Consider the following 24918-nt stretch of genomic DNA (forward strand, 5'->3'; position numbering starts at 1 on the left):
GCACTCTGACCTTGCTCTAAAGCCAAAAAAAACCGCCACTTAAGGCGGTTTTTTATTATCTCAGCAATTTAACGTCTCAAACTTACAGACTTTCAGTGAAAGTACGGGTGATCACGTCGCGCTGCTGTTCTGGCGTCAGTGAGTTGAAACGCACCGCATAGCCTGAAACCCGAATAGTCAGCTGTGGGTACTTCTCAGGGTGCTTCACGGCATCTTCCAGAGTCTCACGGCGCATCACGTTAACGTTAAGATGCTGACCGCCCTCAACGCGAACCGTTGGCTGGAACTCCATCGGCACTTCGCGATACTCGATTTGGCCCAGTTCGCTGATTGCGACAATCTGATCTTCTTCATAGCCCGCTTTCGCACATACGCAGCGCGCTTCTGCTTTCTCGTCGTCGAGCAGCCAGAAAGAGTTTTTCAGTGCTTCATTATTGGCTTTAGTGATTTGAATACCGGTGATCATGTGTTGCCTCCATTAATGGCTACGATACTGTAAACAAGCTGCCGCCAAGGAATGACAGCAATACCTTGCTCCTGATGACCTGTATAACAGTTGAACACCCCGCGTTCCTTGATAAATATCAACTTTAACCTCGGGGTGTGAGGCGCCCTGCGGCAAATTTATGTTTTATATCAATTTTTTCCAGCTCCTCCCTTCAATTAATATTGTTAAATATCAATTAAATTTGATTGAGCCTGACGAACTCGAATCTTTGCGTTTTGCTAACAGGGTAAGGTTTCACTCAAATCCGCTTGCAGGTAAGCTAACGCGATTGAAATTACAAAGAAAAGGAGCGCGTTAATGTCCACGACCCTGACATGGCATGACGTCATCGGTGCCGAAAAAGAACAACCCTACTTCCTAGATACCCTGAAGTATGTCGCCAGCGAACGCGCGGCGGGAAAAACGATTTATCCTCCGCAGGCTGACGTGTTCAACGCCTTCCGCTCCACCGAACTGTCCGATGTCAAAGTAGTGATTTTGGGCCAAGACCCTTATCACGGGCCGAATCAGGCACACGGCCTCTCCTTCTCCGTACGCCCGGGCATTCCTGCTCCGCCCTCTTTGGTCAATATGTACAAAGAGCTGGCGACTGACATTCCGGGCTTCGAGCGCCCTTCTCACGGCTATCTGCAAAGCTGGGCTGACCAAGGCGTGCTGCTGCTCAACACCGTGCTGACCGTCGAAGGGGGGCAGGCGCACTCCCACGCCAAATTAGGCTGGGAAACCTTCACCGACAAAGTGATTGCCGCGCTGAATGAGCATCGCCAAGGGGTGGTATTTCTGCTCTGGGGCTCACACGCGCAGAAAAAAGGCAGCTTTATTGATGCCCAGCGCCACCACGTGCTGAAAGCACCGCACCCTTCGCCGCTGTCGGCTCATCGCGGTTTTCTCGGCTGCAAACACTTCTCCGCCACCAATGAATTGCTGAAGAAACAGGGGCTGGAGCCGATAAACTGGATGCCAGAACTTCCGGCTTAACTGCTGATTCTGCAAACAAAAAAGGCATCCCTAAGGATGCCTTTCTCACAAAAGCGACAGGCTTATGCCTTGACTTTTGACACCGCAACCATCGCAGGGCGAAGCAGGCGACCGTTCAGGGTGTAACCTTTCTGCATAACCATCATGACGTGGTTAGGCGCCAAATCTTCTGACTCCATTAGCGTCATGGCCTGATGCAATTCAGGGTTGAAAGGCACGTGAATGTCACCAACCACTTCCAGACCAAACTTGCGAACGGCATCCAGCAGTGATTTCAGCGTTAATTCAACACCTTCGACCAGAGCAGCCAGATCGGCATTGGATTTATCCGCCAAGTCGAGCGCACGTTCCAGGTTATCAATAACCGGCAACAGCTCACCGGAGAATTTCTCCAGTGCAAATTTATGGGCTTTCTCAATATCAAGCTCGGTGCGGCGGCGGATATTTTCCACTTCCGCTTTAGCACGCAGCAAGCTGTCACGCTCGCGCTGCTGAGCTTCTTTCAATTGATTTTCCAGTTCTGCAATACGCTCGTCGCGCGGATCAACGACGTCTGCCGCCTCAGTTTCCGCTTCCGTATGCAGCGCTTGCTCCTGATTTAACTCATCAGAGACTTGCTCGTTAGGCGTCTTATGTTCTTTACTACTCATGAATCTCTCCGCGTTTTAGCATTAATCTTGCTACTGGGCTTATTATGGGGATCAAAACCGTTGTTTCAAGGTTTGCTTTTAAAGGTTCAGACATAATGCAGGCGTTACAAAAGCCTATTGAGGATAACCACCGCAATGAATAAAAAATTTGAGTGCATAGGCATCGTTGGCCATCCCCGCCATCCATCAGCACTCGCCACCCATGAAATGCTTTATCACTGGTTGGTCTCTAAAGGCTATGAAGTGGTGGTGGAACGCACGGTGGCCCAAGATCTTAAGCTGGAAGGCGCGCAAACCGGCAGCCTTGCAGATATCGGTAAAAAGGCCGATTTAGCCGTTGTGGTGGGGGGTGACGGCAACATGCTGGGCGCAGCGCGGGTGCTGGCGCGTTATGACATCAAAGTCATTGGTATCAACCGGGGCAACCTCGGTTTTCTTACCGATCTTGACCCCGACAATGCCCTTCAGCAGCTCGACGACGTGTTAAAAGGTGAATATCTCAGCGAGCAGCGTTTCCTGTTGGAAGCCTTGGTTCGCTGCGAAGATCGCCAATGCCGCGTCAGCACCGCCATCAATGAAGTGGTGCTTCACCCCGGTAAAGTCGCACATATGATTGAATTTGAAGTCTATATTGATGACAAATTCGCCTTCTCCCAGCGCTCCGATGGCCTGATCATCTCGACGCCGACGGGTTCGACTGCCTATTCGCTTTCCGGCGGCGGCCCGATTTTAACTCCTACGCTGGATGCTATCGCGCTGGTACCGATGTTCCCGCACACCCTGTCGGCCAGACCACTGGTGATCAACAGCAGCAGCACCATCTGCCTGAAATTCTCTAATGTCAGCAGTGACTTAGAGATAAGCTGTGACAGCCAAATCGCCCTGCCGATTCAGCAAGGGGAGGAAGTGGTGATCCGCCGCAGCGAATATCATCTCAATCTGATCCATCCGAAAGATTACAGTTATTTCAACACCTTGAGCACTAAACTCGGCTGGTCGAAGAAATTGTTCTGATGGCAAACGCGGCCAAATAAAAAATATTGCGTCAGGGACTTTACTGTATATAAAACCAGTTTATACTGTATGAAATTACAGGTCTGTTGTTTTGTACAGGAAGGTGATCATGCTGGCGCAATTAACTATCAGTAACTTTGCCATCGTTCGTGAGTTAGATATCGATTTTCACAGCGGTATGACGGCAATCACCGGTGAAACCGGCGCAGGTAAATCTATTGCTATCGACGCCTTAGGTTTGTGTCTCGGCAATCGCGCTGATGGCAGCACCGTGCGTCTGGGCGCTAATCGTGCCGATATCTGCGCGCGCTTCACGCTGGCTGACACCCCTTCTGCTAAACAATGGCTTGCCGATAACCAGCTCGACGAAGGCAATGACTGCCTACTGCGCCGCACCATCAGCGCTGACGGCCGCTCTCGCAGCTTTATCAATGGCACCCCTGTCCCGCTTTCCCAAATGCGTGAAATTGGCCAGCATCTGATCCAGATCCACGGCCAGCATGCGCACCAGCTCCTGCTTAAGCCCGAACACCAAAAACAGCTACTGGATGCCTATGCAGACCAGCCTCTGCTGCTGGCGCAGATGCGTCAGGCGTACCAGAACTGGCACCAAAGTTGCCGCCAACTGGCGCAGTATCAGCAGCAAGTCACCGAGCGCGAGGCGCGTCGGCAACTGCTGCAGTACCAATTGAAAGAGCTGAACGAGTTCGCCCCGCAGGCCGGCGAATACGAACAGATCGACGAAGAGTACAAGTTGCTGGCTAATAGCGGGCAGGTGATGTCATTGAGCCAAAACGCGCTCTATCTGCTGGCCGACGGCGACGACCAAAACGTGGTTAGCCTGCTGTATAGCGCCAAAAGCCAGCTGACCGAATTGGCTGAAATCGACAGCAAAATCAATGAGCTGATCGTGATGCTGGACGACGCCTCTATCCAAATCAGCGAAGCCAGTGACGAGCTGCGCCACTATAGCGAACGGATGGAAATCGACCCGAATCGCCTGTTTGAACTAGAGCAGAGACTCTCTCGCCAGCTGAGTCTGGCGAAAAAGCATCACGTTTCTGCCGAAGAGCTGCCAACCCTGCACCGCCAGCTTTTAGACGAGCAGCAGATGCTCGACGACCACGAAACCAATCAGGCCGAGCTGAGCGAAGCCGTGAACCTGCACTATCAGCAAGCGCTGAGCATCGCCCAGCAGCTGCATGATAAGCGCCAGTTCTATGCTGACGAGCTGACTCGCCTGATCACCGACAGCATGCAGAGCCTGTCGATGCCACACGGCAAGTTTAAGATTCAAGTACAGTTTGTTCCTGAGCATTTAAGCCAAGAAGGTGCGGATCGTCTGGAATTCCAAGTCACCACCAACCCCGGCCAGCCATTACAGGCTCTGGCGAAAGTGGCCTCCGGCGGTGAGCTGTCGCGTATTGCCTTAGCAATTCAGGTGATCACTGCTCAGAAAATGGAAACCCCGGCGCTGATTTTCGATGAAGTGGACGTGGGTATCAGCGGCCCGACCGCCGCTATCGTCGGCAGACTGTTGCGTCAGTTGGGTGAATCCACGCAGGTGATGTGTGTGACCCACTTACCGCAGGTTGCCGGTTGTGGTCATCAACATTATTTTGTGAGCAAAGATACCGACGGGGAAGCCACTGAAACCCAAATGAATCGTCTGGATAAAAAAGCCAGATTGCAGGAACTGGCGCGTCTACTGGGGGGTAGCGAAGTCACCAGAAACACCCTTGCTAACGCCAAAGAACTGCTCGCAGCTTAAAAAGCTCAACTTTTTTACGATTCTGCGGTCATACAGGTGCCCTGCAAAGGTTTCAAACTGATGAAAGGTCTATTATCATCGGCATCTTATGCCCTAAAGGAATGTAACGACTATGCGCTGTAAAACGCTAACTGCCGCCGCAGTAACTCTTGTAATGCTGACTGCGGGCTGTTCCACACTGGAAAAGGTGGTTTATCGGCCTGACATCAATCAGGGGAACTACTTGGCTCCTGCTGATGTTCAAAAGATTCATACTGGCATGACCAAGCAACAAGTGGCTTATGTCCTTGGTACCCCAATGCTGGACGACCCGTTCGGTAATGACACTTGGTACTACGTTTTCCGCCAGCAGCCTGGTCATGAAGGCGTGAAGCAACAAACCTTGACGCTGACCTTTAACAGTGCGGGAACGCTGACTAACGTTGATAACAAACCTGCGTTAAGCGACAAGAATTAATCTCCCTCCTGATGCTTGCTGGCAGCAGCCAGAATCCATCCTCAGGGTAAAAAAATAAGGCGCTCAAGGCGCCTTATTTTTTAGACTTTTCTGCTCGCTGACGTCTAAGCTCTTTTGGGTCAGCGATCAGCGGCCGGTAAATTTCAATTCGGTCGCCGTCGGAGATAGTGTCCGCCAGCTTCACGGGGCGGCTGTACACGCCGACTTTATTGCTCTTGAGGTCGATATCCTTCCTCAGCTCCAATAAACCCGAGGCAACGATCGCTTGTTCAACCGTGCTGCCTTCTTCCAGCTTCACAGTACGCAGATACTGCCGTTCAGGTAACGCATAAACCACCTCAACGCGGATCTCAGACACTGTAGACCTCTTTCGCGCGCTGGGTGAAAGCCTGAACCATACTGCCGGCTAGCTCTTTAAATATTTTACCAAACGCCAGTTCAATCAATTTGTTGGTGAACTCGAAATCAAGATTGAGCTCGACCTTGCAGGCTTCAGGGCTCAGCGCGGTGAAATTCCAACCGCCCATCAGCTTGCGGAAAGGGCCATCAACCAATTGCATATCGATGCGCTTATTGCTGAACAGCGTATTGCGCGTCGTGAAGGTTTTACTGATCCCCGCCTTAGAAACATCAACCGCGGCGGTCATGGAATCTGGGCCTTGCTCAATAATTCGGCTACCCGTACACCCCGGCAGAAATTGAGGATAGGCATCAACATCATTCACTAAGGTGTACATCTGTTCTACGCTGAACGGCACGAGCGCAGAACGACTTATCTGTGGCATATCATTTTCCAAGTATCATAAATCGTACAAATCATACCATTTATCGACCTCGAGACAAAAAACTACCTCGGAGCGAAAGCAACAAAGGCCAAAAAACGCAGGCTGTTACCCCGTGGGGATTTCATTCCCCAATGCTTACAGTATAATAAGTGACACTATGACAAAGAAAAAAGCACATAAACCCGGTTCCGCGACTATCGCGATGAACAAACGCGCTCGCCATGAATATTTCATCGAAGATGAAATCGAAGCGGGGCTTGCTTTGCAGGGATGGGAAGTCAAATCGATGCGTGCTGGTAAAGCAAACATCTCTGACAGCTATGTCACATTCCGCGACGGTGAAGCCTTTTTGTTTGGCGCAACTATTCAACCTCTCAATGTGGCGTCGAGTCACATCGTTTGTGACCCTACGCGTACGCGTAAACTCCTGCTCAACAAGCGCGAGTTAGAAACGCTTTTCGGCAAGGTCAGTCGCGACGGCTACACTGTTGTCGCACTCTCCCTGTACTGGAAAAATGCCTGGTCGAAAGTCAAAATCGGTCTGGCGAAAGGTAAGAAAGAGCACGACAAGCGCGATGACATCAAAGATCGCGAATGGAAGTTAGACAAAGCACGTATCATGAAGCACGCAAATCGCTAAGCTACTGGCTTAGCATGCAGTTTTTCTGATATACTGCACGACAGTACTTGGGGCTGATTCTGGATTCGACGGGATTTGCGAAGCCCAAGGAGCATGCCGAGGGGCGGTTGGCCTCGTAAAAAGCCGCAAAAAAATAGTCGCAAACGACGAAAACTACGCACTAGCAGCTTAATACCCTGCTTAGAGCCCTCTCTCCCTAGCCTCCGCTCTTAGGACGGGGATCAAGAGAGGTCAAACCTAAAAGAGATCGCGTGGACACCTTGCCTGGGGTGAAAGCGTTAAACCCAATCAGGATAGTTTGTTAGTGGCGTGTCTGTCCGCAGCTAACCGGCGAATGTAAAGACTAGACTAAGCATGTAGTGCCGACGGTGTAGTAATTTCGGACGGGGGTTCAAATCCCCCCAGCTCCACCAAACAAGGTTTCGGTTATCACCAGATAAGGCCGTTACCGCAAAGAAAGCCGCAACCTGAAAGGGTTTGCGGCTTTTTTGTGTCTGTAGAAGTCCGAGAAGATCCGACTGAAGCCATCACCTCTTGTTATACCAACAAACGTATACCAATCAAGTGAATATCCTTGCATGGCGCGGACTACACGCACCCTCACCCACACCCACACCCACACCAAAGTACAAAAGCTAAAGCCCTCGACAAAGACCTAACCCTCGCGGCGGTGACGGACTCTTTTGTTGGTGAAAACCACCAGCAAGAAAATTTGGCGTTTCCGCTACCAACTGCCCAACATTAACAAATGAACCATGATAAGCCTCGGCGCTTACCCTGCCCTCTCCCTTGCAGATGCCAGAGAAATTCGCGCGGAGAAGTTAGCGATGCTAGTCTGTGGGATAGATCCGCAGGTAAGGGCCGATGAAGAGGCTGAGAAGCTCCAGATTGCTCAGGAAAGCATATTTGTTAACGTGGCGCGTAAATGGTTCGAGTTGAAACAAAGTTACGTTAGCGCAGATCACGCGAAAGATATCTGGCGTTCTATCGAAAAGGATATCTTACCCAGTATCGAAAATGTTCCTGTTCAAGAGCTGAAAGCATGAACCCTGATTCAAGTGTTAGAGCCAATCAAAGCACGTGGAGCGTTAGAGACGGTCAGGCGGTTAGTACAACGCATAAACGAGATAATGATTTACGCGGTTAATGTCGGGCTAATTGACGCAAACCCGGCCTTAGGTATTGGTAATGCTTTCACGACCTAAGAAGCAGCATATGCCGACCATACGGCCCGAAGAGCTGCCCAAGTTGATGCGCACCATTTCTATGAGCAACTTATCTATACCAACCCGCTATCTGCTTAAATGGCAGTTACTGACGCTCATACGTCCCGCCGAAGCTTCTGCAACAGCTTGGGCCGAGATTGATATCGAAAATAAACAATGGTGTATTCCAGCAGAACGGATGAAAGCAAAACGCGAGCATATCGTACCCTTGTCAGAACAAGCTTTAGAGCTGCTAGAAATCATGCGCCCAATCAGCGGTAATCGTTAGTATGTATTTCCTAGCCGGAATGACCCGCGCAAGCCGATCAATAACCAAACTGCGAATGCACCATTGAAACGTATCGGGTATGGGGGAAAGCTGGTTGCTCATGGCCTACGTTCTATTGCCTGCACTGCAATGAATGAGGCCAGATTTAATGCAGATGTAATTGAAGCCGCATTGGCACATAGTGATAAAAATGAAGTTCGCAGAGCATACAACCGTTCAACTTATCTTGAACTGCGTATAGACTTGATGAAATGGTGGGGGAGTTTCACCTATAACTATAACCATCACCAGCTCATAAAGACGATTTAATAATTATTGCACAGCAAAGGAGTCTTGGATGCCAAATAATTACCATCAATACATTGAAGACGTCAGCGATGATATAAAAACTTGCCTTGAGGGCATGGGATGTCAGCCTATACTTTTCGTTGGCTCGGGTTTAACAAAAAGATACCTCGCCGGCCCGAACTGGGAAGAATTGCTACAACAACTTGCGGCTGAATGCCCTAACATAGATAAAAAATTTGCCTATTACAAACAAAAATACCCTGAGCTTATTGATATTGGCACTATTTTCTCTGATGCTTATAACGAGTGGGCATGGAGTGAGGGCGAAAGTGAATTCCCACCTACTTTATTTGAAGAAGGCAATGACCCAAGCATTTACTTCAAACACAAAATATCAAATATTTTTAATTCACTAATCCAAGAAAAGCAAATTGTAGATAATGATGAGGTTGAGCTTTTAAGGAAAGTACATCCTCATTCAATCATCACAACAAACTATGATGGGTTGTTAGAATCAATATACCCTGAATTCACACCAATAATAGGACAAAAAATTCTATATGCCAATCACGGCAGTATTGGTGAGATACTAAAAATACACGGTTGCTGTTCATCACCTGAAAGCATAGTAATAAATCGCGATGACTACGATGATTTTATAAAGAAAAAGAAATACCTCAGTGCAAAATTGTTAACATTCTTCGCTGAGCACCCACTTTTATTTATAGGTTACAGTGCTGAAGACGCGAACATAAAAAACATTTTATCTGATATTGATGAACTCCTTTCCGAGAATGGAGATGTAATACCTAACATATACATATTAGAATGGACCGATAGACAAAATGAGAACGAATACCCACGCAGAGAGCGGTTAATTCAAGTATCAGCAAACAAGAGCATCAGGATAAAAAGTATAGTTGCCACTAATTTCTCATGGGTTTTTTCAGCATTTGGAGCCAACAGGGCACTTGACAATATAAATCCAAAATTACTACGTGCGTTATTAGCCCGTACCTACGACCTTGTAAGAACAGACATTCCTAGAAACCCCGTGCAAGTTGACTATCGAGTTTTATCAAACATTACAGAATCAGAGGGTGAGCTTGCAAAACTATATGGTATAGCTACCTCCTCTGATGGGATGGCATTTAATGCCAGCTATCCTTTCACGTTAACATCACTGGGGCAAGCACTTGGTTTCAAAGGTTGGCATGATGCAAACAAACTTTTAGAAATAGTTAAAAACATCACGGGAGTAGACATAAAGACCTTTGATAATAAATATCACTACGCAATTATGAACGGAGAGGAAATTCAATCTCATAGATATTCAAACTATCTACGTGAACTTCTTGAGAAGGTAAAAGATGGAGAAGAGTTTGAATTAGGAATAAAAGCTCCGTAATAATTTGCTATATGTATCGTTGCCAACCATCGCCGCCATTATGGCGGCTTTTAAACATAGTAACCAACTCCCCACTCATGCATTAAAAAGAAGCACCCGCAGCAACCTGTTTGCGGCGTGATAGCGCCAGCATCCTGCTGAGTTAAATCGCAATAAATAGACGCCTCACCGAAGCATTGACGCACTAAACGAAAAGTCGCTCAAACCTCTGCGCGCGCAATTCTACCCGCCTGCCCGCTGCTGACTTAGCTCACTGGTTTTAATGCATAAAGTAAAGTCTCTAAAAGCCAGGGTAGCAAGGGTTTTAAGCCATTTTGAGCACTCCTGATTGCATGCAAATCCATGCGCCCTATGCATGCACAGGTCTTTAAAGACGGCTAACCAGAGAAAGGGGCTTCTGGAACGTGGGCTTTGTGGATATGTCGTGAAAAAGCCGCCTTAATTGAAAGCGGCTAATCATATAGTTTTAGTAGGTAGCCGAAATATAATTCTCAGCTAATTCAGCCCTTTCTGCTTATTACCTTGCTTATGCTCTCAATCGTTTTAAAGGAACATGAGCAATCGAGATTGGTGTATTGATAATAAGCTTCTTTCGTCTGATCAGTAACATAACGACTCGTTCGAATATAAGAGACATGAGTACACAACGGGCAACGCATTATTTACTTTCTCGTTGCTGAAAACGAAGGTGTTTTTCGGCAAGCTCTGTTTCAGCCTGCGTCCGACATAATGGGCTATTTTGCAGCTCCATTAATACGCCTGTAGCTTTAGGCCGTATTAGCTCTATTTCTTTTAATACTGGATTTTCGACGAGCTGCATTGCCATAGCTGCAGCGATACGCTCGTCTAGTGCTTCCATCAGTCGGTTTCCGATAATTTCCGTCGCGTTGCTCTGATATACGCTATAGGCACGTGCAGCCACTACACAGGCATTAATAACATCTGTATTTAGAATGATTTTAGTGAATTCATCCACAGCATTATCGATGGTATATTCTGCAACATGCTGTCATGGCCGTTCTATGTGCAGCAAGCAGAACGGCACCTGCTTGCTGTCAGCACGCCAAACGGCCTTTATATTGGCAACGCCAACATTATTTCGGCTGACCCTAGAAAGTATCTCTATGACGCGTACCTGTCATTTATGGGGGCGCGGGGGCATCAGCGGCCTATGAGCCTGACGGCTTTTGGTCAGGCAGTACCGCAAACATTAAGAGAGTATGAGATTGAATTCTTAAAGCGAAAAACTAATCAGGGAATGCAGACCAACCTCACCTTAAACGATGACAGTGAGGCGGATTGGTTGCCGAAGTGCGAAACTTTATAACTACTCATATGAACCGGCTTAGGCCGGTCTTTTATGTGCAAAATGGCGACTGGTCACTTTAAAGTGATGAGTTGTGGATAATTTCGAATAAAGCCATTACCACCTAACCACATGAAATTAAAAACAAAGAATGTAAAGGTGCACAGTGTGATCAGTTTTATCCATAAATCTTTTATTACGCTGAATTTTATAACTATCGGGCATTTTCACGGTTAAGTTATTTTGATCTACTGTGACAAAAAGGGCCATTGGGCCTCGAAAGGATAATCTTTGCGATGATGTGAATGAAATCCAACTTTAGAGTCGGATATGTGCCAGAAACAGACATTCGCAGTTACTTAAACATCCTCTTTTTCAGCATAAACCATCAATATAATTCATTAAAAAGTGATTAAATTCACAGAGATATTAAAACAATCGATTGAAATAGGTGTACGTGATCGTTAATATATTTTCGTGGGAGTTCCGAAAGCGTTAAGGATGTATTTTCAATGTTAACCATAGCAATCTTTATTCGTTATGGCTCTACTTTATAATTATTTAAGGGTCATGCAGTTAGATTGCATTATACTTCAGGAAGAGTATATGGATGCCAAAATTTTTTCATTAGAATCGCAGAAAAGCAAAATTTATGATCGAAGGACTAGGAAATATTTTGAGGAGGTCTATAAGAGTTATGCTAATGATTGCTACCGTTCCTCAACGGTAATGCTCTGGTCAGTAGTCGTATGTGATATAATTTTTAAACTCCAAGAGTTGCGAGACATTCATAATGATAAAGTTGCTGAAAAGATAATAATTGAAATCGAAGCATTGCAAAAAAACGAACCATACTCACCTAAATGGGAAAATGAACTCATTAAGAAAGTTTTTGAGAGGACTCAACTATTGGATACAGCTTCCAATCATAAAGTCCTGCTCATACAGTCTCACCGACATTTATCTGCTCACCCTGTAATTAGTGATGACGACATTTTGTTCGAACCAACACAGGAAATGATCAGAAGTGATATTCGAAATAGCATTGAGGTTGTACTAAGCAAACCACCATTTATGTCTCAGGCAATACTGTCCACTTTTGTATCAGACCTTGAAAATGTAAAGGATTTATTTCCTTCTGATAATGCCCTCAATAAATACTTGGAATCAAAATATTTAAAATCTCTAAACAAAGACGTTTTAGTTAAATTATTTAAAGGATTATGGAAATTTTCATTCAGATCTGAGGATGCAAAACCAGTTGAAAATAGAGAGATTAACATTAGAGCCATGAAGCTAATATTTTCAAAAGCAAGACAGCTTATGGTGGAATCGGTTAAAGGAGACGCATCCTATTACTCTAATATATCAAGAGATCAGGATGCTATTAAAGCACTAATTGAATTCATTTCAATGGAAAAGGAAATTTATGATGCTTTGGATGACTTCGCGAAAGAATTAATAAAGCCAATCCTAAAAGATCATCTCTCATATTTCGGTATCGCTTTTTTTATTTCTGAATCGCCAGAAGAACATGTGAAACGTGTAACAAAGAGGATATCCGAAACGTATTATAAAAAATATGGATCAGGCCAAGACTATCTAAACGAAAAGCATTTAGATAAATTTAAATCTGTATGCTTTGAACGAGGCTGCGAGTCAGAGTATCATGATTTTGGTATTGCATGTTTTATAAGCAGCGTTGATTTTTCACGTGCAGACCTATATTTCGACAGATATATAGATAATAACCTTAAAGATTATACAAAGGAGCAACTGGAAGTTCTTCTTGTTGGGACAAATAATAACAATCAATGTTACTGGAGAAATCGTTCTAGGGATGGTAATGACTCAGTAAGAATCTTAAAAGCAGCAAAGAGTAGATTTCCAGATGGATTTGATTTCTCAATCTATGACTGCCTTCCAATAGATAGAATAGATGATAATTTGGAAGAAGATACCGGTGAGGTTTAACAAGTAAGAATAACATACTCTAACACATAATTAGTCTGGGCATATGGATAATACAATTAAACTAATATAACCTAACGCCCAGACTGTCGTCACATCTATTGACCTGTTCGCCAATTCATATCAATCACTTGTACTCATATTAACTCGATAATCTTTGAACACAGTATCGACTTGGCAGCTTCTATCTCTCAGCAGACGACCAGTCGTCATTTACGAATTAAATTCACCGCACCCAGTTTAGCTCAATACTGATTGGTAAAGTTGCAACAGAACACCTACTGTAGGCCAGATAGGAACTACGGCAAGATGGTATACCTATTAAGTGCCGGGAATTTACATCATCATTGATGGTTACAAAGCAAAGAATGCCGGTAAATTGTGTTTTATGGAACTCTTAAAGTTGGCATTTATAAAATTATAATAAATAACCAACAGACAGATCACATTTTTTATAGGTTAGATTTCGGAATTCAAGTGGCCTTAACAGAGAATCCCTCTCAAAATCAGCATTGGTATACTTTTAGGTATACGCCACAAATCTGAATTCATAATTAACATTTTAAAACAGTAAGTTAGGGAATTACCTCAACTTCCCCCAGCCCAGTTATGACCAGTTTAAGACATTACCGCTAAAAAACTTAAGCCACTCTAACCATAGTTAATTGTACGCGGTATTTTTTACGACTAGAGGCGCACATCTATCGGAAATAAATAAATTTCAAATCAAAAGCTTAATAAAAAATCTAACATTTCCGTATCTGATCCCTCTTGAAGCCCATTTCACTTTTCATAAACATGCTTTTATATTTAAAACACGGCTCATCTTAAAGGGACTTGAAATGGATACTGCTTTACTAAGCTCGCTAGACTCCGATGACAAAGCTAAATTTGAGAGTGCAGTCAATGCGTTACAAGGTGATGTGTCTGCCGCAGCGACTACATTATCAGTAGATCCCCCACTACGCCTTGAGTACTCTCAACGCATTAAAGAAATAGCCTCTGACCTCAGTGGTAAGGCAAATATTGGCATTATCAGTTGGGAAAAAGCAGCACTGGAGGCTCAAGAGACCTGAAATCTGATAATGGAGATAGATGGAAATGAAAATGGAACAAGTCACTACACTATCATTAGTGGAAGTAAGCGAAGCTACGGATACCGCTCGCGCTCGGTCTGAGGTTTTAATTGAAAACCGTGCAACAGGAGTAATCATTCCCGGCAAAGTACTTGAAGCCGCAATAAAAGTTGATGAAGGCCATTATCTGTTGTTTGTGACTGACGACATTGTCTTTGAAGAAGCATTGACCATTTTGCTGATTGACTGCTCTCATGGCGTACTTGAAAAAGTGGTTATCGGAGGTGCTTATACCTCGGGGTATTTTGAAGGTTTAACCGTCTCCTCCAACTCGGCGAGCTTCCGTTTTATTGGTGATACAAATTGGACAGTGCGAGTCTCTGAATCGCCGATGATTAAACTGCCCTTCTCTGATCCTCGCGGCGTAAAGCGTCCAATCGGCTTAAGAAAGTATATCGATATCTCTGCAAACCCTGCCCCAGCGAGGGCTGACGGAAGCCGGTGAAACCATTGCTTCCCCTACTGCCAGCCCCTTCCACCACCCACATCTCCATAAGCAAATCACTCTAAAATCACTGCGCTGATAAATACTTCTGGGTTACGGCACACAACTTGCTTTAAATTCAATCAGTGGGTTTTACTTTCTACTTGTTGTCTTATCCAGGGGAAATATCGTGAAAAAATACAGTGCATTGGTGTTGGCGTTACTGGGTTCATTTAGTGCGATGAGCCACGCGGAAACCGTGCTTAAGTTTGGGGTGGATCCTTCATTCCCGCCTTTTGAATCCAAAGCCGCTGACGGCACCTTGGTGGGTTTTGATATCGATTTAGGCAATGCCATCTGTAAGCAGGCCAACGTGAAGTGCGAATGGGTGGAAACCGCCTATGACAGCATTATTCCGGCGCTGAATGCCAAGAAGTTCGATGCCGTGCTGTCGGCCATGGCGATCACGCCAAAACGCAAAGCGCAGGTCAATTTCACCGACGTGCTGTACAACATTCCTAGCGTATTAGTCGCCAAGAAAGGCAGCACGCTGGATGCCACCGCCGAAGCCTTAAAAGGCAAAGTTATCGGCGTCTCTCAGGGCACCACGCAGGAAACCTACGCCATGGCGGTATGGCAGTCGAAAGGCGTGCAGGTGGTCTCTTATCAGAATCAGGACGCAGTGAATCTGGATTTAGAATCCGGCCGCATTGATGCCACCTTTACCAACGCCGCGGCGGCAGAAACCGGCTTTTTGAAAACCAAGGCCGGAGCTGATTTTGCTTTTGTGGGTAAAACGGTATTAGACCCGCAGTACCTCGGCGAAGGCGCGGCCATTGCACTGCGCAAAGACGATCAGGCGCATATGGATATCATCAACAAGGCGCTGGCCGGGATCCATGCCAACGGCGTTTATAAGCTGTTAGAGAAGAAATACTTCACCTTCGACGTGTTCAAAAACAACAAACCTTCTGCTTAACCCCTCCCTCTAATCTCCCCGCTGGCAGCGAAATGAAACGCGCTGTCAGCAGGTTGCAGATAAGTCAGTTATAACAGTTTTAACCTCGCTGGCGGCTTGTAGGATAGCCATGCATCTGCTGTTATAGACGCAGGTTTTACTACTTACTGACGAAATGGAATGAGACATGACCCAGCTGAACCACTTTGGACAACCCGTCGGCGATGAACTGTCAGGCTGGGAGCCTCGCGAACTCCCGCAACGCATTCAACTGGATGGCCGTTTTTGCCATTTAGAGCCGCTGAGCGTTGAGCGCCACAGCAAAGAGCTATTTGAGGCTTGGCATGCCATCGACGATGGCCGCGACTGGACCTATTTCGCCGTGGAGCGCCCGGCGACCCAAGCCGAGTGCGACGCCTATATCGCCGCCAACGCCGCCAGCAAAGATCCGCTGTTTTACGCCGTGGTGGATAACGCCACGCAGCGCACCATTGGCAGCGTCGCGCTGATGCGCATCGATCCGGTCAACGGTGTGATTGAGATTGGCTGGGTGAACTGGTCGCCGCTGATGAAACGCAGCAGCCACAGCACCGAAGCCATTTATCTGCTGCTGAAATACGTGTTTGACGGCCTGAACTATCGCCGCTGCGAGTGGAAATGCCACAGCCTGAACGCGCCATCCAGCGCCGCCGCTAAGCGATTTGGATTCCAGTACGAAGGGACATTCCGCCAGGCAATTGTCACTAAAGGCCGCAACCGCGACACCCAGTGGTTCTCGATGTTGGACAGCGAATGGCCAGAGCGTAAGGCAGAATTGGAGCAGTGGCTGAGCGCCGACAACTACGATGCCGACGGCCAGCAGAAACAGCGTTTAGAAGCCTTCAGAAAATAGCCGGTTTAGCGTGAAGGCAGCAGCTGATTGATGTCTTGCCACGCATAAATCAGATTGTCGGAAAGCCACAGAGGGCCGGAATCGGTATAGCGTCCGGCCTCTTGGCCCCCGAGCGCCGCGTAGAAATTAATGGCGGGCTGATTGCCCACCACCACGCCCAACCCGGCGGCGCTAAAGCCATGTTTTTTCAGGCGCTGGGCGATTTCGGTTAATAAACAGCGGCCAATCCCCTGTCGCGCATACTGGGTATCGACATACAGCAGCTTAATCTCGGCCATTTCGCCAATCTGCGGATTGCTCGACTCAGAGGCCAGCGTGAACCCCACCAGTTGCCCGTCAATCTCAGCCAGCAAAGCAAACTGCCGTGGTGCCGGGTTGGCGAATTTGTCCTGCCAAAAAGCCAGACGGCGGGCTTCATCCAGTGCCGCAAACGCCTCTGCGGGAGCTAATTCGCGATAAGTCTCACGCCATACGGCCACGTGCAGGCGAGCCAGTTCAGCCGCGTCGGATGCTCTTGCATCCCTGATAGCCAGAGTCGTCACAGGCAGATATCCTTTAGTGATTATTGGGTTTGGCTTCCGTCATCGGAAAGTCATCGCGCCAGTATAGACTGAGTCCTTCACTCAAGGAGACAACAATGCTCACCGGTTTCAATCATTTGACCCTCTCTTGCCGCGACCTCGAGAAAAGCGTGCCGTTTTACCGCGATCTGTTGGGCTTTAAGTTGGACGCCATTTGGGACAACGGTGCCTACCTGTCGCTGCCCGGCCTGTGGCTCTGCCTGAGCAAAGAGCAGGTCAAACCGCCGACGCCGCACGAGGAATACACTCACTACGCGTTTACCATTAGCAGTGAGCATATGGCGGCGTTTAGGCAGAAGTTGCAGGAGGCGGGCGTGGTTGAGTGGAAGCAGAACCGCAGTCAGGGCGACTCCTGCTATTTTCTCGACCCGGATGGCCACAAGCTGGAAGCGCACGACGGCGGCCTGCAACATCGGCTGGTCGCCTGTAGAAACCAGCCTTATGCCGGAATGACTATTTTCGACTAGCCGCGTGGCTTTTATGCTCTTGATCGAGCAAGGCTTTTTTACGCTCAACGCCCCAACGATAACCTGAGAGCTGACCGTCGTTTTTCACTACTCGGTGACAAGGGATAGCCACCGCCAGCCAATTCGCAGCACAGGCTCCCGCCACGGCGCGGACGGCCTTCGGCGCGCCAATCTTCTCGGCGATTTGCGAATAGCTCGCCGTGCTGCCGAGCGGAATGTCGCGAAGTGCCTGCCAGACGCGCTGCTGGAAAGCCGTCCCACGGATATCCAGCGGCAGGTTTAGCCCGGTTTCCGGCGCATCGACAAAGCCGACGATGGTCGCGATCCGCTGTTCAAACTCAGCGTTCGCCCCCTGTAGCGCGGCGTGCGGGAAACGCTGCTGAAGCGACTGCACCAAGGCGTCCGGGTCATCCCCCAGCAGAATGGCGCAAATGCCCCGCGCGCTTTCAGCCACCAGAATATGCCCCAGCTTGCACTGGCCGACGGCGAACCACACCTCGACATCTCGCCCGCCGTCTTTAAAGACTTTTGGCGTCATGCCCAGCGCCGCCGTGGCATTCTCATAGAATCGGCCGTCGGAAGCATAGCCAGACTGGTAAATCGCATCGGTCACCCGCCCATCCTGCGACAGGTTCTGTTGCAGACGTTTGCCGCGCAAAGCCTGCGCGTACTCCTTCGGGGTCACGCCAGTGTGAGCTTTAAACAGGCGATGGAAATGGTAAGCGCTGATGCCGACGTCGCTCGCCAGCTGCTTCAGCGGATAAGGCTCGCTGGCTTGCTCTATCAGGCGACAGGCTTGGGCAATACGCTCGGCGTGGAACTGCGCCAGCGAAATCATCCCTTGGCGGCAGCGTTTGCAAGGGCGATACCCGGCTTGCTCGGCGCTGGCGGCGTCGCTAAAGAACTGCACATTTTCAGGATTTGGTTGGCGTGAGGCACAAGACGGCGCGCAGTAAATACCGGTAGTTTTCACCGCATAGACAAACTGGCCGTCGGCGGTGGCGTCGCAGCTCACCACCGCCTGCCAGCGCGGATCGTTTTGCACATTATGTTTCGAATTAGCTGACATAACAGACCTCTCTTGTTAGGCGGAGTGAAGCGCATTCAGTGAGGCCAGTCTAGCGCCACGTGCTTTCTCCTCCCCTCCGACTCTTGCTTTTTCATTCTGCACGGGTCGAAGCTGTTGGTCATTATATCTTGTCTGTCACTCAACAGCCCTGACATCAGGGCTGTTGGGGTGAAGCTTACTGGCCTGCCGGGCGTTTTACCGCCATTTCTAAATTGCCAAAGTAGTGCGTTTTGATTTTCTCCCACGTGCCGTCGGCGATGATTTTCGCCAGCCCTTGGTTGAGCAAGGCTTTCACCTTGTCGTCGCCTTTGCGCAGGCCGTAGGCGGAGCCGATGCTGAACAGCTTGTCGTCACGCACTTCCGGGCCGGTCAGGGCGAAGTCTTTGCCTTCCGGCTTGTTGAGGAAGCCAAAGGTCACCGCCACGCCGGGGCTGAGTGAGGCATCAAGGCGGCCAGCAATCAGGTCCTGATAGATGGTGTCCTGATCGGCGTAAGCCACCACGTCTACCCCTTTCGGCAGCCAGAAGGTATTGGCGTACATCTCCTGAATCGACCCTTGCTGTACCGCCACGCGCTTGCCTTTGAGAGACTCCGGCGTTGGCAGCAGCGGGCTACCTTTTGGGGCCACCAGCTTGGTTGGGATGTGGAACACGAAGTCGCTGAAATCAATCACTTTACGGCGCTTTTCCGTCGCGCCCTGTGGCGAGATGAAATCGACCTTTTTGGCCATCAGCGAAGGGATTTCTGCGTCGAAGCTGCTGACCACGTATTCGCATTTGACGTTAACCGCCTTGCAAATGGCGTTGGTGACGTCAATTTCAAAGCCGCTCGGGTTGCCGCTGGCATCACGGAACTGAAACGGAGGGAAAGCTAAATCCGCGCCGACGCGCAGCGTCTCACCTTCGGCGTGCGCCATGCTGCTCATCATCAGGCCGAAAGCAGCCATTGCCAGTGTTTTTCTAATCATTATGTTCTCTCTTTCCCAAGGTTATCGTTGTGAATGCCACTGTGAAAACTCTTCGCGTACCGCGCTGAGCATCGACGGGTCCTGATACAAATCGACTGCGGTCATCGCCAGCGCCTTGGCGGCCTGTAACATGGTTTGCAGCCCGGCCGGAGAGCCCGCGGCCTCGGCAAATTCCGGGGTGTGCGGCAGCACGTCGCCAATGCGCAAGTAAGGGTGGATCGCCGCCGTGATCTGGCTGACGTTGCCGATATCAGAGGAACCAATGCCGCCGCTCACTGGAGGTGGTACCACCTCGACGCCTAATATCTCGAGGTTCTGCTGGAAGTAACCGGCCAGCGTCAGGTTGTTATTGCGCTCGGCGTAGGTCAGACCTTCTTCGATTTCCAGCCGCGCGCCGCTCATGTCGGCAGCCCCTTGCGCGGCGGCAAACACTTTCTGTTTGACGATAGCCAGCCCTTTGACGGTGTTGGCGCGCATCAGGAATTTCGCCTCGGCATAGGCCGGAACGATGTTGGTCGCGCTGCCGCCGTTAGTGATGATGCCGTGAACGCGGACGTCATCGGTGAACAGCTGGCGCAGGGCGTTAATGCCGACAAAAGTGTGGATCACCGCGTCCAGCGCGCTGATGCCGTTTTGCGGCGCAGACGCCGCGTGGGCCGCCTTGCCGTAGAATTTAAAGGTGGCGTCGACACAGGCCAAGCCGCCGCGCGTCACCATGGTTTTATCGCGCGGGTGGAACATCATCGCGGCGTCCACGTGGTCGAAATAGCCAAGGTTTGCCAGAATGATTTTGCCGCCGCCCTCTTCTTCTGCTGGCGTGCCAATCACTTGCAGTTTGCCGGTCAGGGCATCGCCGCAGGCTTTTAAGGCCAGCGCGGCAGTGACTGACGCCGTGCCGATCAGGTTGTGGCCGCAGGCGTGGCCCAGACCTTCTAGCGCGTCATACTCGGCTAAGAGTGCAATAGTCGGGCCGGGTCTGCCGCTGTCGAAGGTGGCGCGAAACGCCGTCGGCAGGTCGCCAATGCCTTCTTCAATGCTAAAACCGGCGGCGCGCAGTGGCGCAATCAGCGCGGCGGCGGACTTCACCTCTTCAAAACTCAATTCAGGGTTAGCATGCAGGTTTAAGGCCAGCAGGGTTAACTCATCCGAAAGCCGGTCAACGGCGCCAATCACGCTATTTTTATGTTCTGTAATGGTGCAAAAAGCCATGTTCTTATCCCTGCCGTGGTGCAATAAACCAAAAATTATTTTCGCCATCCGCTGAAGAAATTATCTCCGAGCAACACGAACACCCTCAGAAATAGGGCTTTTTGCCGACAGGGTCAAATTGAGCCTTTTTATCTGTTGCGCTTATTAGCCAAAAATTATTTTATGGCTGAGGCATTTCATCGAGAAACGAGGAACAGGGCGGCAATGAATGAAAAAGATTGGCTGATACTGCGCGCGGTGTATCAACATAAAAACATCACCCGGGCCGCCGAGCAGCTCTACACCTCGCAGCCCGCGCTGAGTTATCGCCTGCGGCAAATCGAGCGCAAGCTGGCGATTCGGCTGTTTGCCGACGGGCAAAAGGGGCTGGTGTTTACCGCGCAGGGGGAGTACCTCGCCCAGCACGCGCTGAAGGTGCTGGCAGATTTGCAGCAGCTGAAAATCACCCTGCACAGCATGGAGCGCGGCCAGCAGGGGGAGATAACTCTCGGCGTCTCCAGCAACTACGCGGCTTATCGCCTGCCCGCCCTGCTCAAACAGTTCCAGCAAAGCCATCCCGGCATTCGCGTCCACGTAATGAGTGGCTTTAGCGAGCAGATCTTCCAAAAGCTGTTGCGTAACGAAATCGACATGGCGCTGGTAAAGGACGACTTTAGCTGGAAGGAAGGCAAACATTTGGTGGAGGAGGATGACTATTTTTTAGTGAACCGTCAGGATTTCGACTTCTCTTTATTGCCGCAAATGCCGCAGATAAAAATCCACCACGGCGCGCACGTCACCCAGTTGATTGAGCGTTGGTGGAATGCCAATTTCTCCCACGCGCCAAATATTGCGATGGAGGTCGATAAGCTGGAAGTTTGTCTGGCGATGGTCGAGCACGGGCTGGGTTATGCCATTGTTGCCAGCTACTTACCTCTGGCCGAGCACCTTTATCGCCGCCCGATCACGGTCGATGGCAAAACGGTGAAGAACCGGACTTGGCTGCTTCACCGCCATAATTTGGACACCTCGCCGGTGATGCAGCCTTTTATCCATTTGATGCAAATGGCGCTGCACGGCGAGGCGAGAAATTGAACCGCGGCAACTAAAATTTAGAGGGTCACGGTGCCGTCAATCAGCGTGCAGGTGTTGCCGCCAATCCAAGGTTCGCCGTCGATGTACTCCACCGCCACACAGCCTTCGCGCTGGCGAATGGTGCCCTGACGCACCTGATAGCGTTCGCCGGTTTGCGCCCCGTCCGGGAAGCCTTGAGACTTCAGCACCCGCGCCAGACAGGCGTTGGCGCTGCCGGTCACCGGGTCCTCGATCAGCACGCCCTGCTCAATAATCAAGGCGCGCAGCTCGTAATCCGCCGGGCCGTCTTGGTCATGCAGGCCGAACAGCGCCAACCCGTGCATCCCTGACTTATGCACGATTTCTTGCAAGGCGTCGGCGTCAAACTGCGCCGCGAGGCAGGCTTTGGCACTCTCCACGCGCACCACCAGCCAACCCAACCCCATGTTGACCGCCACCGGCACGGCGTCCTGCTGGCGTTTCGCCCCTTTTAAGGCTTTATCCAGCAGCGGCAGGTGCTCTGCCGCCAGCGCTGACAGGCTGGCAGGCGGCGCGCGGAAGGCCAAACCACCCTCTTCCAACATCTTGACTGGCACCAGCCCGACGCCGCACTCCTGAATCAAATGACCGGCATTTTTCGGCTTCAGGCCAGCTTCCAGCAGCGAGTGCGCGGTGCCTAGGGTCGGGTGGCCCGCGAACTGGAACTCAGTGTCCGGGGTGAAAATACGCACCCGATAATCCGCCGCCGGGTCGGTCGGTTTGAGCACAAAAGTGGTTTCTGAAAGATTGGTCCAGCGCGCCATGGCGCTCATTTCTTCATCGCTCAGGTCATCGGCGTCGAAGATAACGGCCAGCGGGTTGCCTTTGAGTGGAACAGCAGTAAAAACATCGACTTGCTTAAAGCGGCGGGTCTGGGTCATGAGAGATCCTGTCTAAAGTCAGCGATTAAAAATCCACATTCAAAGCAGTGTTCTATGATTACTGCATCCGAAAGTCAAAAGAGACTTGTATGTCCACCACGCCATTTGTGTCTAAAAGCAGTGAAAAGAGTTCAGCAGTTGACCTGATTGGGGTCGGGATCGGGCCGTTCAATCTGAGCCTCGCGGCGCTGGCGAAAGATTCCGGCAAAGTGCAAAGCCATTTTTTCGATGCCAACGACGCCTTCCGCTGGCACCCCGGCATGCTACTGCCGACCGCCACCATGCAGACCTACGTGTTGCAGGATCTGGTGACCACCGTCGCGCCGCGCAGCGAATTCTCATTTATTAATTATCTGGTGGAGCAGAAGAAGATTTATCGCTTCCTCGCCACCGAGCAGCTGATCATCAGCCGCGATGAGTTCTCAGACTACCTTCAGTGGGCCTGCGACCGCATCGACAATCTGCATTTCTCCCAGCCGGTAGACGCCATCGACTTTGACGACGCGGCCGAGGAATTTGTGGTGCATACGCCGCAGGGCGACCACCGGGCGCGCAACATCTGTCTGGGCACCGGCCACGCGCCGTGGGTGCCGAAAAGCGCCCGCGCGGCGCTAGGCAAACAGTGTTTCCACGCCGCCGAAATTGAGCTGCGCGAGCATGATTTTACCGGCAAAAGAGTGATGATTGTCGGCGGCGGCCAGAGTGGCGCTGACATCGTGCTCAACGCTCTCGACGGCCACTGGGGCGAGTTCGCCGAGCTGAGTTGGCTGTCGCGCCGCCCCAACTTCCAGCCGCTGGATGAGTCGATTTTCACCAATGAGTATTTCACGCCGGAATACGTCGATTATTTCTACACCCTGCCGGAAGAGATCCGCGAGCGCGAGATTCAAACCCAGAAACTGCCTTCGGACGGCATCAGCTACCACACGCTGGAAGCCATCTATAAGCAGCTTTATCACAAGTTTGACGTGCTGCATCAGCCGCGCAATGTGCGCCTGTTCCCGCACCGCGCGCTGGATGCCATTCGCCAGCAGGCCGACGGCAGCTATCGCCTACAGGCGCTGCACGGGCTGGAGAATGTTGAGGAGCAATTTGACGCTGACGTGGTTATCTTAGCCACCGGCTACCGCCCGGCCCTGCCGGACTATCTTGCGCCGCTGCTGGATCGCATTCCCTATGACCGCGAGCAGCACCTGCCGCTACGGCCCAATTTCAACCTGCAATGGGAAGGCCCGGTCAATAACCGCATTTACGCGGTGAACGCCGGGATCCATAGCCATGGCAGCGCCGAAGGCCAGCTAACCCTGACCGCGTGGCGCTCGGCGAAGATCCTCAACCACCTGCTCGGCGAGGCGCATTACGACCTTAGCCCCGGCCCGTCGCTGGTGCAGTGGTGGAGCGGTAACTAGTGCTGGCCTTTGGCTTTCAGCAGATCCACATAGGCCTGATCGATTAACTCCTGACGGTCTATGTGCAGCTTTTCCAGCAGATCTTCGGCAATGGCCACGCCCTGCTCTTGAGTCTCGTGGTCAGCCAGCACCACTTCAAACTCCAGATAGTCGCCGAGGTGTTTGACGCGATCCAAATGCAGCCGCGTCTGGCCAATCATAAATAAGGTGCGCTGCTTGATAACCCGCCCGGCAGCGCCGTAGGCCAGCGTCAAAGTGTGGCGCAGCCCTTCGGGATCGGCGGTTTCGGTCAGGGTGTAGAAACTGGTTTTCGGCCCGGACTGATCCTGTCGCTGGTAGAAGATCAGCTCACCGCGATCTGCTGCAAAGGTGCGCAGCTTGAGGCGACCATGCGGGCAGACAAAGAAAGTATCATCTTGATCAATCAGTGTCGGTAAACCATCAGCCAGTAAGGCAAGCTTTTCATACATCGCTGAAAAATCATCAATTCTGGCTTTTATTTCAACATTTCTGGCCATGCTATCTCCTTAAGAGCACTCCATAAAAGTAAGCCGTTTTACCCT

26 protein-coding genes, 1 other RNA gene and 2 pseudogenes are annotated in these 24918 nt (G+C 50.1%); 17 read left to right on the forward strand and 12 right to left on the reverse strand.

Annotated elements, in window-relative coordinates:
• Positions 1 to 82 precede the first annotated feature (82 nt).
• Entirely contained in the window at positions 83 to 466 is a 384-nt protein-coding gene (gene grcA / locus GEAM_RS14130) for an autonomous glycyl radical cofactor GrcA (RefSeq protein ID WP_034792566.1), read from the reverse strand.
• A 339-nt stretch (positions 467 to 805) separates the two neighbouring features.
• Between grcA and ung the strand changes: the two genes are divergently transcribed.
• Positions 806 to 1486 carry a uracil-DNA glycosylase gene (ung, locus tag GEAM_RS14135; RefSeq protein ID WP_034792568.1) on the forward strand — a complete coding sequence of 227 codons (681 nt, stop codon included), beginning with the start codon at positions 806 to 808 and terminating at the stop codon, positions 1484 to 1486.
• Between the two features lie 62 nt (positions 1487 to 1548).
• On the opposite strand, the gene grpE is transcribed toward ung, so the two are convergent.
• Positions 1549 to 2136, reverse strand: coding sequence for a nucleotide exchange factor GrpE (gene grpE, locus GEAM_RS14140; RefSeq protein WP_034792571.1), 588 nt, complete (start codon positions 2134 to 2136; stop codon positions 1549 to 1551).
• 135 nt (positions 2137 to 2271) lie between these two features.
• Between grpE and nadK the strand changes: the two genes are divergently transcribed.
• The 3 genes from nadK to bamE all read left to right on the forward strand — a co-directional run bounded on the left by nadK (position 2272) and on the right by bamE (position 5378).
• Positions 2272 to 3150 (forward strand): NAD(+) kinase, encoded by an 879-nt coding sequence (gene nadK, locus GEAM_RS14145; protein ID WP_034792574.1) that lies wholly within the window; start codon positions 2272 to 2274, stop codon positions 3148 to 3150.
• 109 nt (positions 3151 to 3259) lie between these two features.
• Positions 3260 to 4921, forward strand: coding sequence for a DNA repair protein RecN (gene recN, locus GEAM_RS14150; protein ID WP_034792576.1), 1662 nt, complete (start codon positions 3260 to 3262; stop codon positions 4919 to 4921).
• Positions 4922 to 5033: 112 nt separating this feature from the next.
• Positions 5034 to 5378 carry an outer membrane protein assembly factor BamE gene (bamE, locus tag GEAM_RS14155; protein WP_034792579.1) on the forward strand — a complete coding sequence of 115 codons (345 nt, stop codon included), beginning with the start codon at positions 5034 to 5036 and terminating at the stop codon, positions 5376 to 5378.
• Between the two features lie 73 nt (positions 5379 to 5451).
• Here bamE and GEAM_RS14160 read toward each other — a convergent pair whose 3' ends face one another.
• Together GEAM_RS14160 and GEAM_RS14165 are read right to left on the reverse strand one after the other, a co-directional pair.
• Positions 5452 to 5736: an RnfH family protein gene (locus GEAM_RS14160; protein ID WP_034792582.1), complete on the reverse strand. Its 285-nt coding sequence runs from the start codon at positions 5734 to 5736 to the stop codon at positions 5452 to 5454.
• Entirely contained in the window at positions 5729 to 6163 is a 435-nt protein-coding gene (locus GEAM_RS14165; protein ID WP_034792585.1) for a type II toxin-antitoxin system RatA family toxin, read from the reverse strand. Before GEAM_RS14165 ends, GEAM_RS14160 begins: the two co-directional genes overlap by 8 nt.
• A 157-nt stretch (positions 6164 to 6320) precedes the next feature.
• Here GEAM_RS14165 and smpB point away from each other — a divergent pair, with 157 nt between their 5' ends.
• The 4 genes and pseudogenes from smpB to GEAM_RS14180 all read left to right on the forward strand — a co-directional run bounded on the left by smpB (position 6321) and on the right by GEAM_RS14180 (position 9993).
• Positions 6321 to 6803: an SsrA-binding protein SmpB gene (smpB, locus tag GEAM_RS14170; RefSeq protein WP_034792587.1), complete on the forward strand. Its 483-nt coding sequence runs from the start codon at positions 6321 to 6323 to the stop codon at positions 6801 to 6803.
• A gap of 49 nt (positions 6804 to 6852) precedes the next feature.
• Positions 6853 to 7216, forward strand: a transfer-messenger RNA (tmRNA) gene (gene ssrA, locus GEAM_RS22795).
• 165 nt (positions 7217 to 7381) lie between these two features.
• Positions 7382 to 8606 (forward strand): annotated as a pseudogene (locus tag GEAM_RS14175) (integrase domain-containing protein).
• Positions 8607 to 8634: 28 nt separating this feature from the next.
• Positions 8635 to 9993: an SIR2 family protein gene (locus GEAM_RS14180; protein WP_034792591.1), complete on the forward strand. Its 1359-nt coding sequence runs from the start codon at positions 8635 to 8637 to the stop codon at positions 9991 to 9993.
• A gap of 500 nt (positions 9994 to 10493) precedes the next feature.
• On the opposite strand, the gene GEAM_RS22800 is transcribed toward GEAM_RS14180, so the two are convergent.
• Positions 10494 to 10652: an ogr/Delta-like zinc finger family protein gene (locus GEAM_RS22800; protein WP_244956665.1), complete on the reverse strand. Its 159-nt coding sequence runs from the start codon at positions 10650 to 10652 to the stop codon at positions 10494 to 10496.
• Positions 10652 to 10969 (reverse strand): hypothetical protein, encoded by a 318-nt coding sequence (locus tag GEAM_RS14185; protein ID WP_051899528.1) that lies wholly within the window; start codon positions 10967 to 10969, stop codon positions 10652 to 10654. The genes GEAM_RS22800 and GEAM_RS14185 overlap by 1 nt, the downstream gene beginning before the upstream one ends.
• A gap of 66 nt (positions 10970 to 11035) precedes the next feature.
• Between GEAM_RS14185 and GEAM_RS22410 the strand changes: the two are divergent.
• From GEAM_RS22410 to GEAM_RS14210, 6 genes and pseudogenes are all read left to right on the forward strand, one after another.
• Positions 11036 to 11320 (forward strand): annotated as a pseudogene (locus GEAM_RS22410) (winged helix-turn-helix domain-containing protein); the annotation flags it as partial.
• 585 nt (positions 11321 to 11905) lie between these two features.
• Positions 11906 to 13273 carry a hypothetical protein gene (locus GEAM_RS14190; protein ID WP_034792593.1) on the forward strand — a complete coding sequence of 456 codons (1368 nt, stop codon included), beginning with the start codon at positions 11906 to 11908 and terminating at the stop codon, positions 13271 to 13273.
• An 839-nt stretch (positions 13274 to 14112) separates the two neighbouring features.
• The gene (locus GEAM_RS14195; protein WP_034792733.1) at positions 14113 to 14346 is read left to right on the forward strand and encodes a hypothetical protein; all 234 of its coding nucleotides are present in this window, start codon (positions 14113 to 14115) and stop codon (positions 14344 to 14346) included.
• Positions 14347 to 14365: 19 nt separating this feature from the next.
• The gene (locus GEAM_RS14200; RefSeq protein WP_244956666.1) at positions 14366 to 14851 is read left to right on the forward strand and encodes a hypothetical protein; all 486 of its coding nucleotides are present in this window, start codon (positions 14366 to 14368) and stop codon (positions 14849 to 14851) included.
• 169 nt (positions 14852 to 15020) lie between these two features.
• Positions 15021 to 15809, forward strand: a complete 789-nt coding sequence (locus GEAM_RS14205) for an ABC transporter substrate-binding protein (protein WP_034792595.1) — start codon at positions 15021 to 15023, stop codon at positions 15807 to 15809.
• 166 nt (positions 15810 to 15975) lie between these two features.
• Complete coding sequence (locus GEAM_RS14210) at positions 15976 to 16680, forward strand: GNAT family N-acetyltransferase (RefSeq protein ID WP_034792597.1); 705 nt, start codon at positions 15976 to 15978, stop codon at positions 16678 to 16680.
• A 5-nt stretch (positions 16681 to 16685) separates the two neighbouring features.
• Here the strand turns inward: GEAM_RS14210 and GEAM_RS14215 are convergent, their stop codons facing one another.
• Positions 16686 to 17222 (reverse strand): GNAT family N-acetyltransferase, encoded by a 537-nt coding sequence (locus GEAM_RS14215; protein ID WP_244956667.1) that lies wholly within the window; start codon positions 17220 to 17222, stop codon positions 16686 to 16688.
• Between the two features lie 95 nt (positions 17223 to 17317).
• On the opposite strand from GEAM_RS14215, the gene fos reads away from it, so the two are divergent.
• The gene (gene fos, locus GEAM_RS14220) at positions 17318 to 17728 is read left to right on the forward strand and encodes a fosfomycin resistance glutathione transferase (RefSeq protein WP_034792601.1); all 411 of its coding nucleotides are present in this window, start codon (positions 17318 to 17320) and stop codon (positions 17726 to 17728) included.
• On the opposite strand, the gene ada is transcribed toward fos, so the two are convergent.
• The 3 genes from ada to GEAM_RS14235 all read right to left on the reverse strand — a co-directional run bounded on the left by ada (position 17715) and on the right by GEAM_RS14235 (position 20973).
• Positions 17715 to 18797: a bifunctional DNA-binding transcriptional regulator/O6-methylguanine-DNA methyltransferase Ada gene (gene ada / locus GEAM_RS14225; RefSeq protein WP_034792603.1), complete on the reverse strand. Its 1083-nt coding sequence runs from the start codon at positions 18795 to 18797 to the stop codon at positions 17715 to 17717. The genes fos and ada overlap by 14 nt on opposite strands.
• Before the next feature lie 175 nt (positions 18798 to 18972).
• On the reverse strand, positions 18973 to 19764 hold the full coding sequence (locus tag GEAM_RS14230) for a transporter substrate-binding domain-containing protein (RefSeq protein WP_034792606.1): 792 nt from the start codon (positions 19762 to 19764) through the stop codon (positions 18973 to 18975).
• Positions 19765 to 19785: 21 nt separating this feature from the next.
• Complete coding sequence (locus GEAM_RS14235) at positions 19786 to 20973, reverse strand: M20 family metallopeptidase (RefSeq protein ID WP_034792609.1); 1188 nt, start codon at positions 20971 to 20973, stop codon at positions 19786 to 19788.
• Between the two features lie 204 nt (positions 20974 to 21177).
• Between GEAM_RS14235 and GEAM_RS14240 the strand changes: the two genes are divergently transcribed.
• Positions 21178 to 22047 (forward strand): LysR family transcriptional regulator, encoded by an 870-nt coding sequence (locus GEAM_RS14240; protein ID WP_034792612.1) that lies wholly within the window; start codon positions 21178 to 21180, stop codon positions 22045 to 22047.
• A gap of 17 nt (positions 22048 to 22064) precedes the next feature.
• Here GEAM_RS14240 and GEAM_RS14245 read toward each other — a convergent pair whose 3' ends face one another.
• A complete protein-coding gene (locus GEAM_RS14245) occupies positions 22065 to 22946 on the reverse strand; it encodes a PhzF family phenazine biosynthesis protein (RefSeq protein WP_034792615.1) in 882 nt (293 codons plus the stop codon).
• Between the two features lie 89 nt (positions 22947 to 23035).
• Between GEAM_RS14245 and GEAM_RS14250 the strand changes: the two genes are divergently transcribed.
• Positions 23036 to 24355: a lysine N(6)-hydroxylase/L-ornithine N(5)-oxygenase family protein gene (locus tag GEAM_RS14250; protein WP_051899530.1), complete on the forward strand. Its 1320-nt coding sequence runs from the start codon at positions 23036 to 23038 to the stop codon at positions 24353 to 24355.
• Here GEAM_RS14250 and GEAM_RS14255 read toward each other — a convergent pair.
• On the reverse strand, positions 24352 to 24873 hold the full coding sequence (locus GEAM_RS14255; protein ID WP_034792617.1) for a class IV adenylate cyclase: 522 nt from the start codon (positions 24871 to 24873) through the stop codon (positions 24352 to 24354). The two genes, GEAM_RS14250 and GEAM_RS14255, sit on opposite strands and share 4 nt — an antisense overlap.
• Between the last annotated feature and the right edge of the window lie 45 nt (positions 24874 to 24918).

This window comes from Ewingella americana ATCC 33852 (assembly GCF_000735345.1).
GTDB classification, from domain to species: Bacteria; Pseudomonadota; Gammaproteobacteria; order Enterobacterales; family Enterobacteriaceae; genus Ewingella; species Ewingella americana.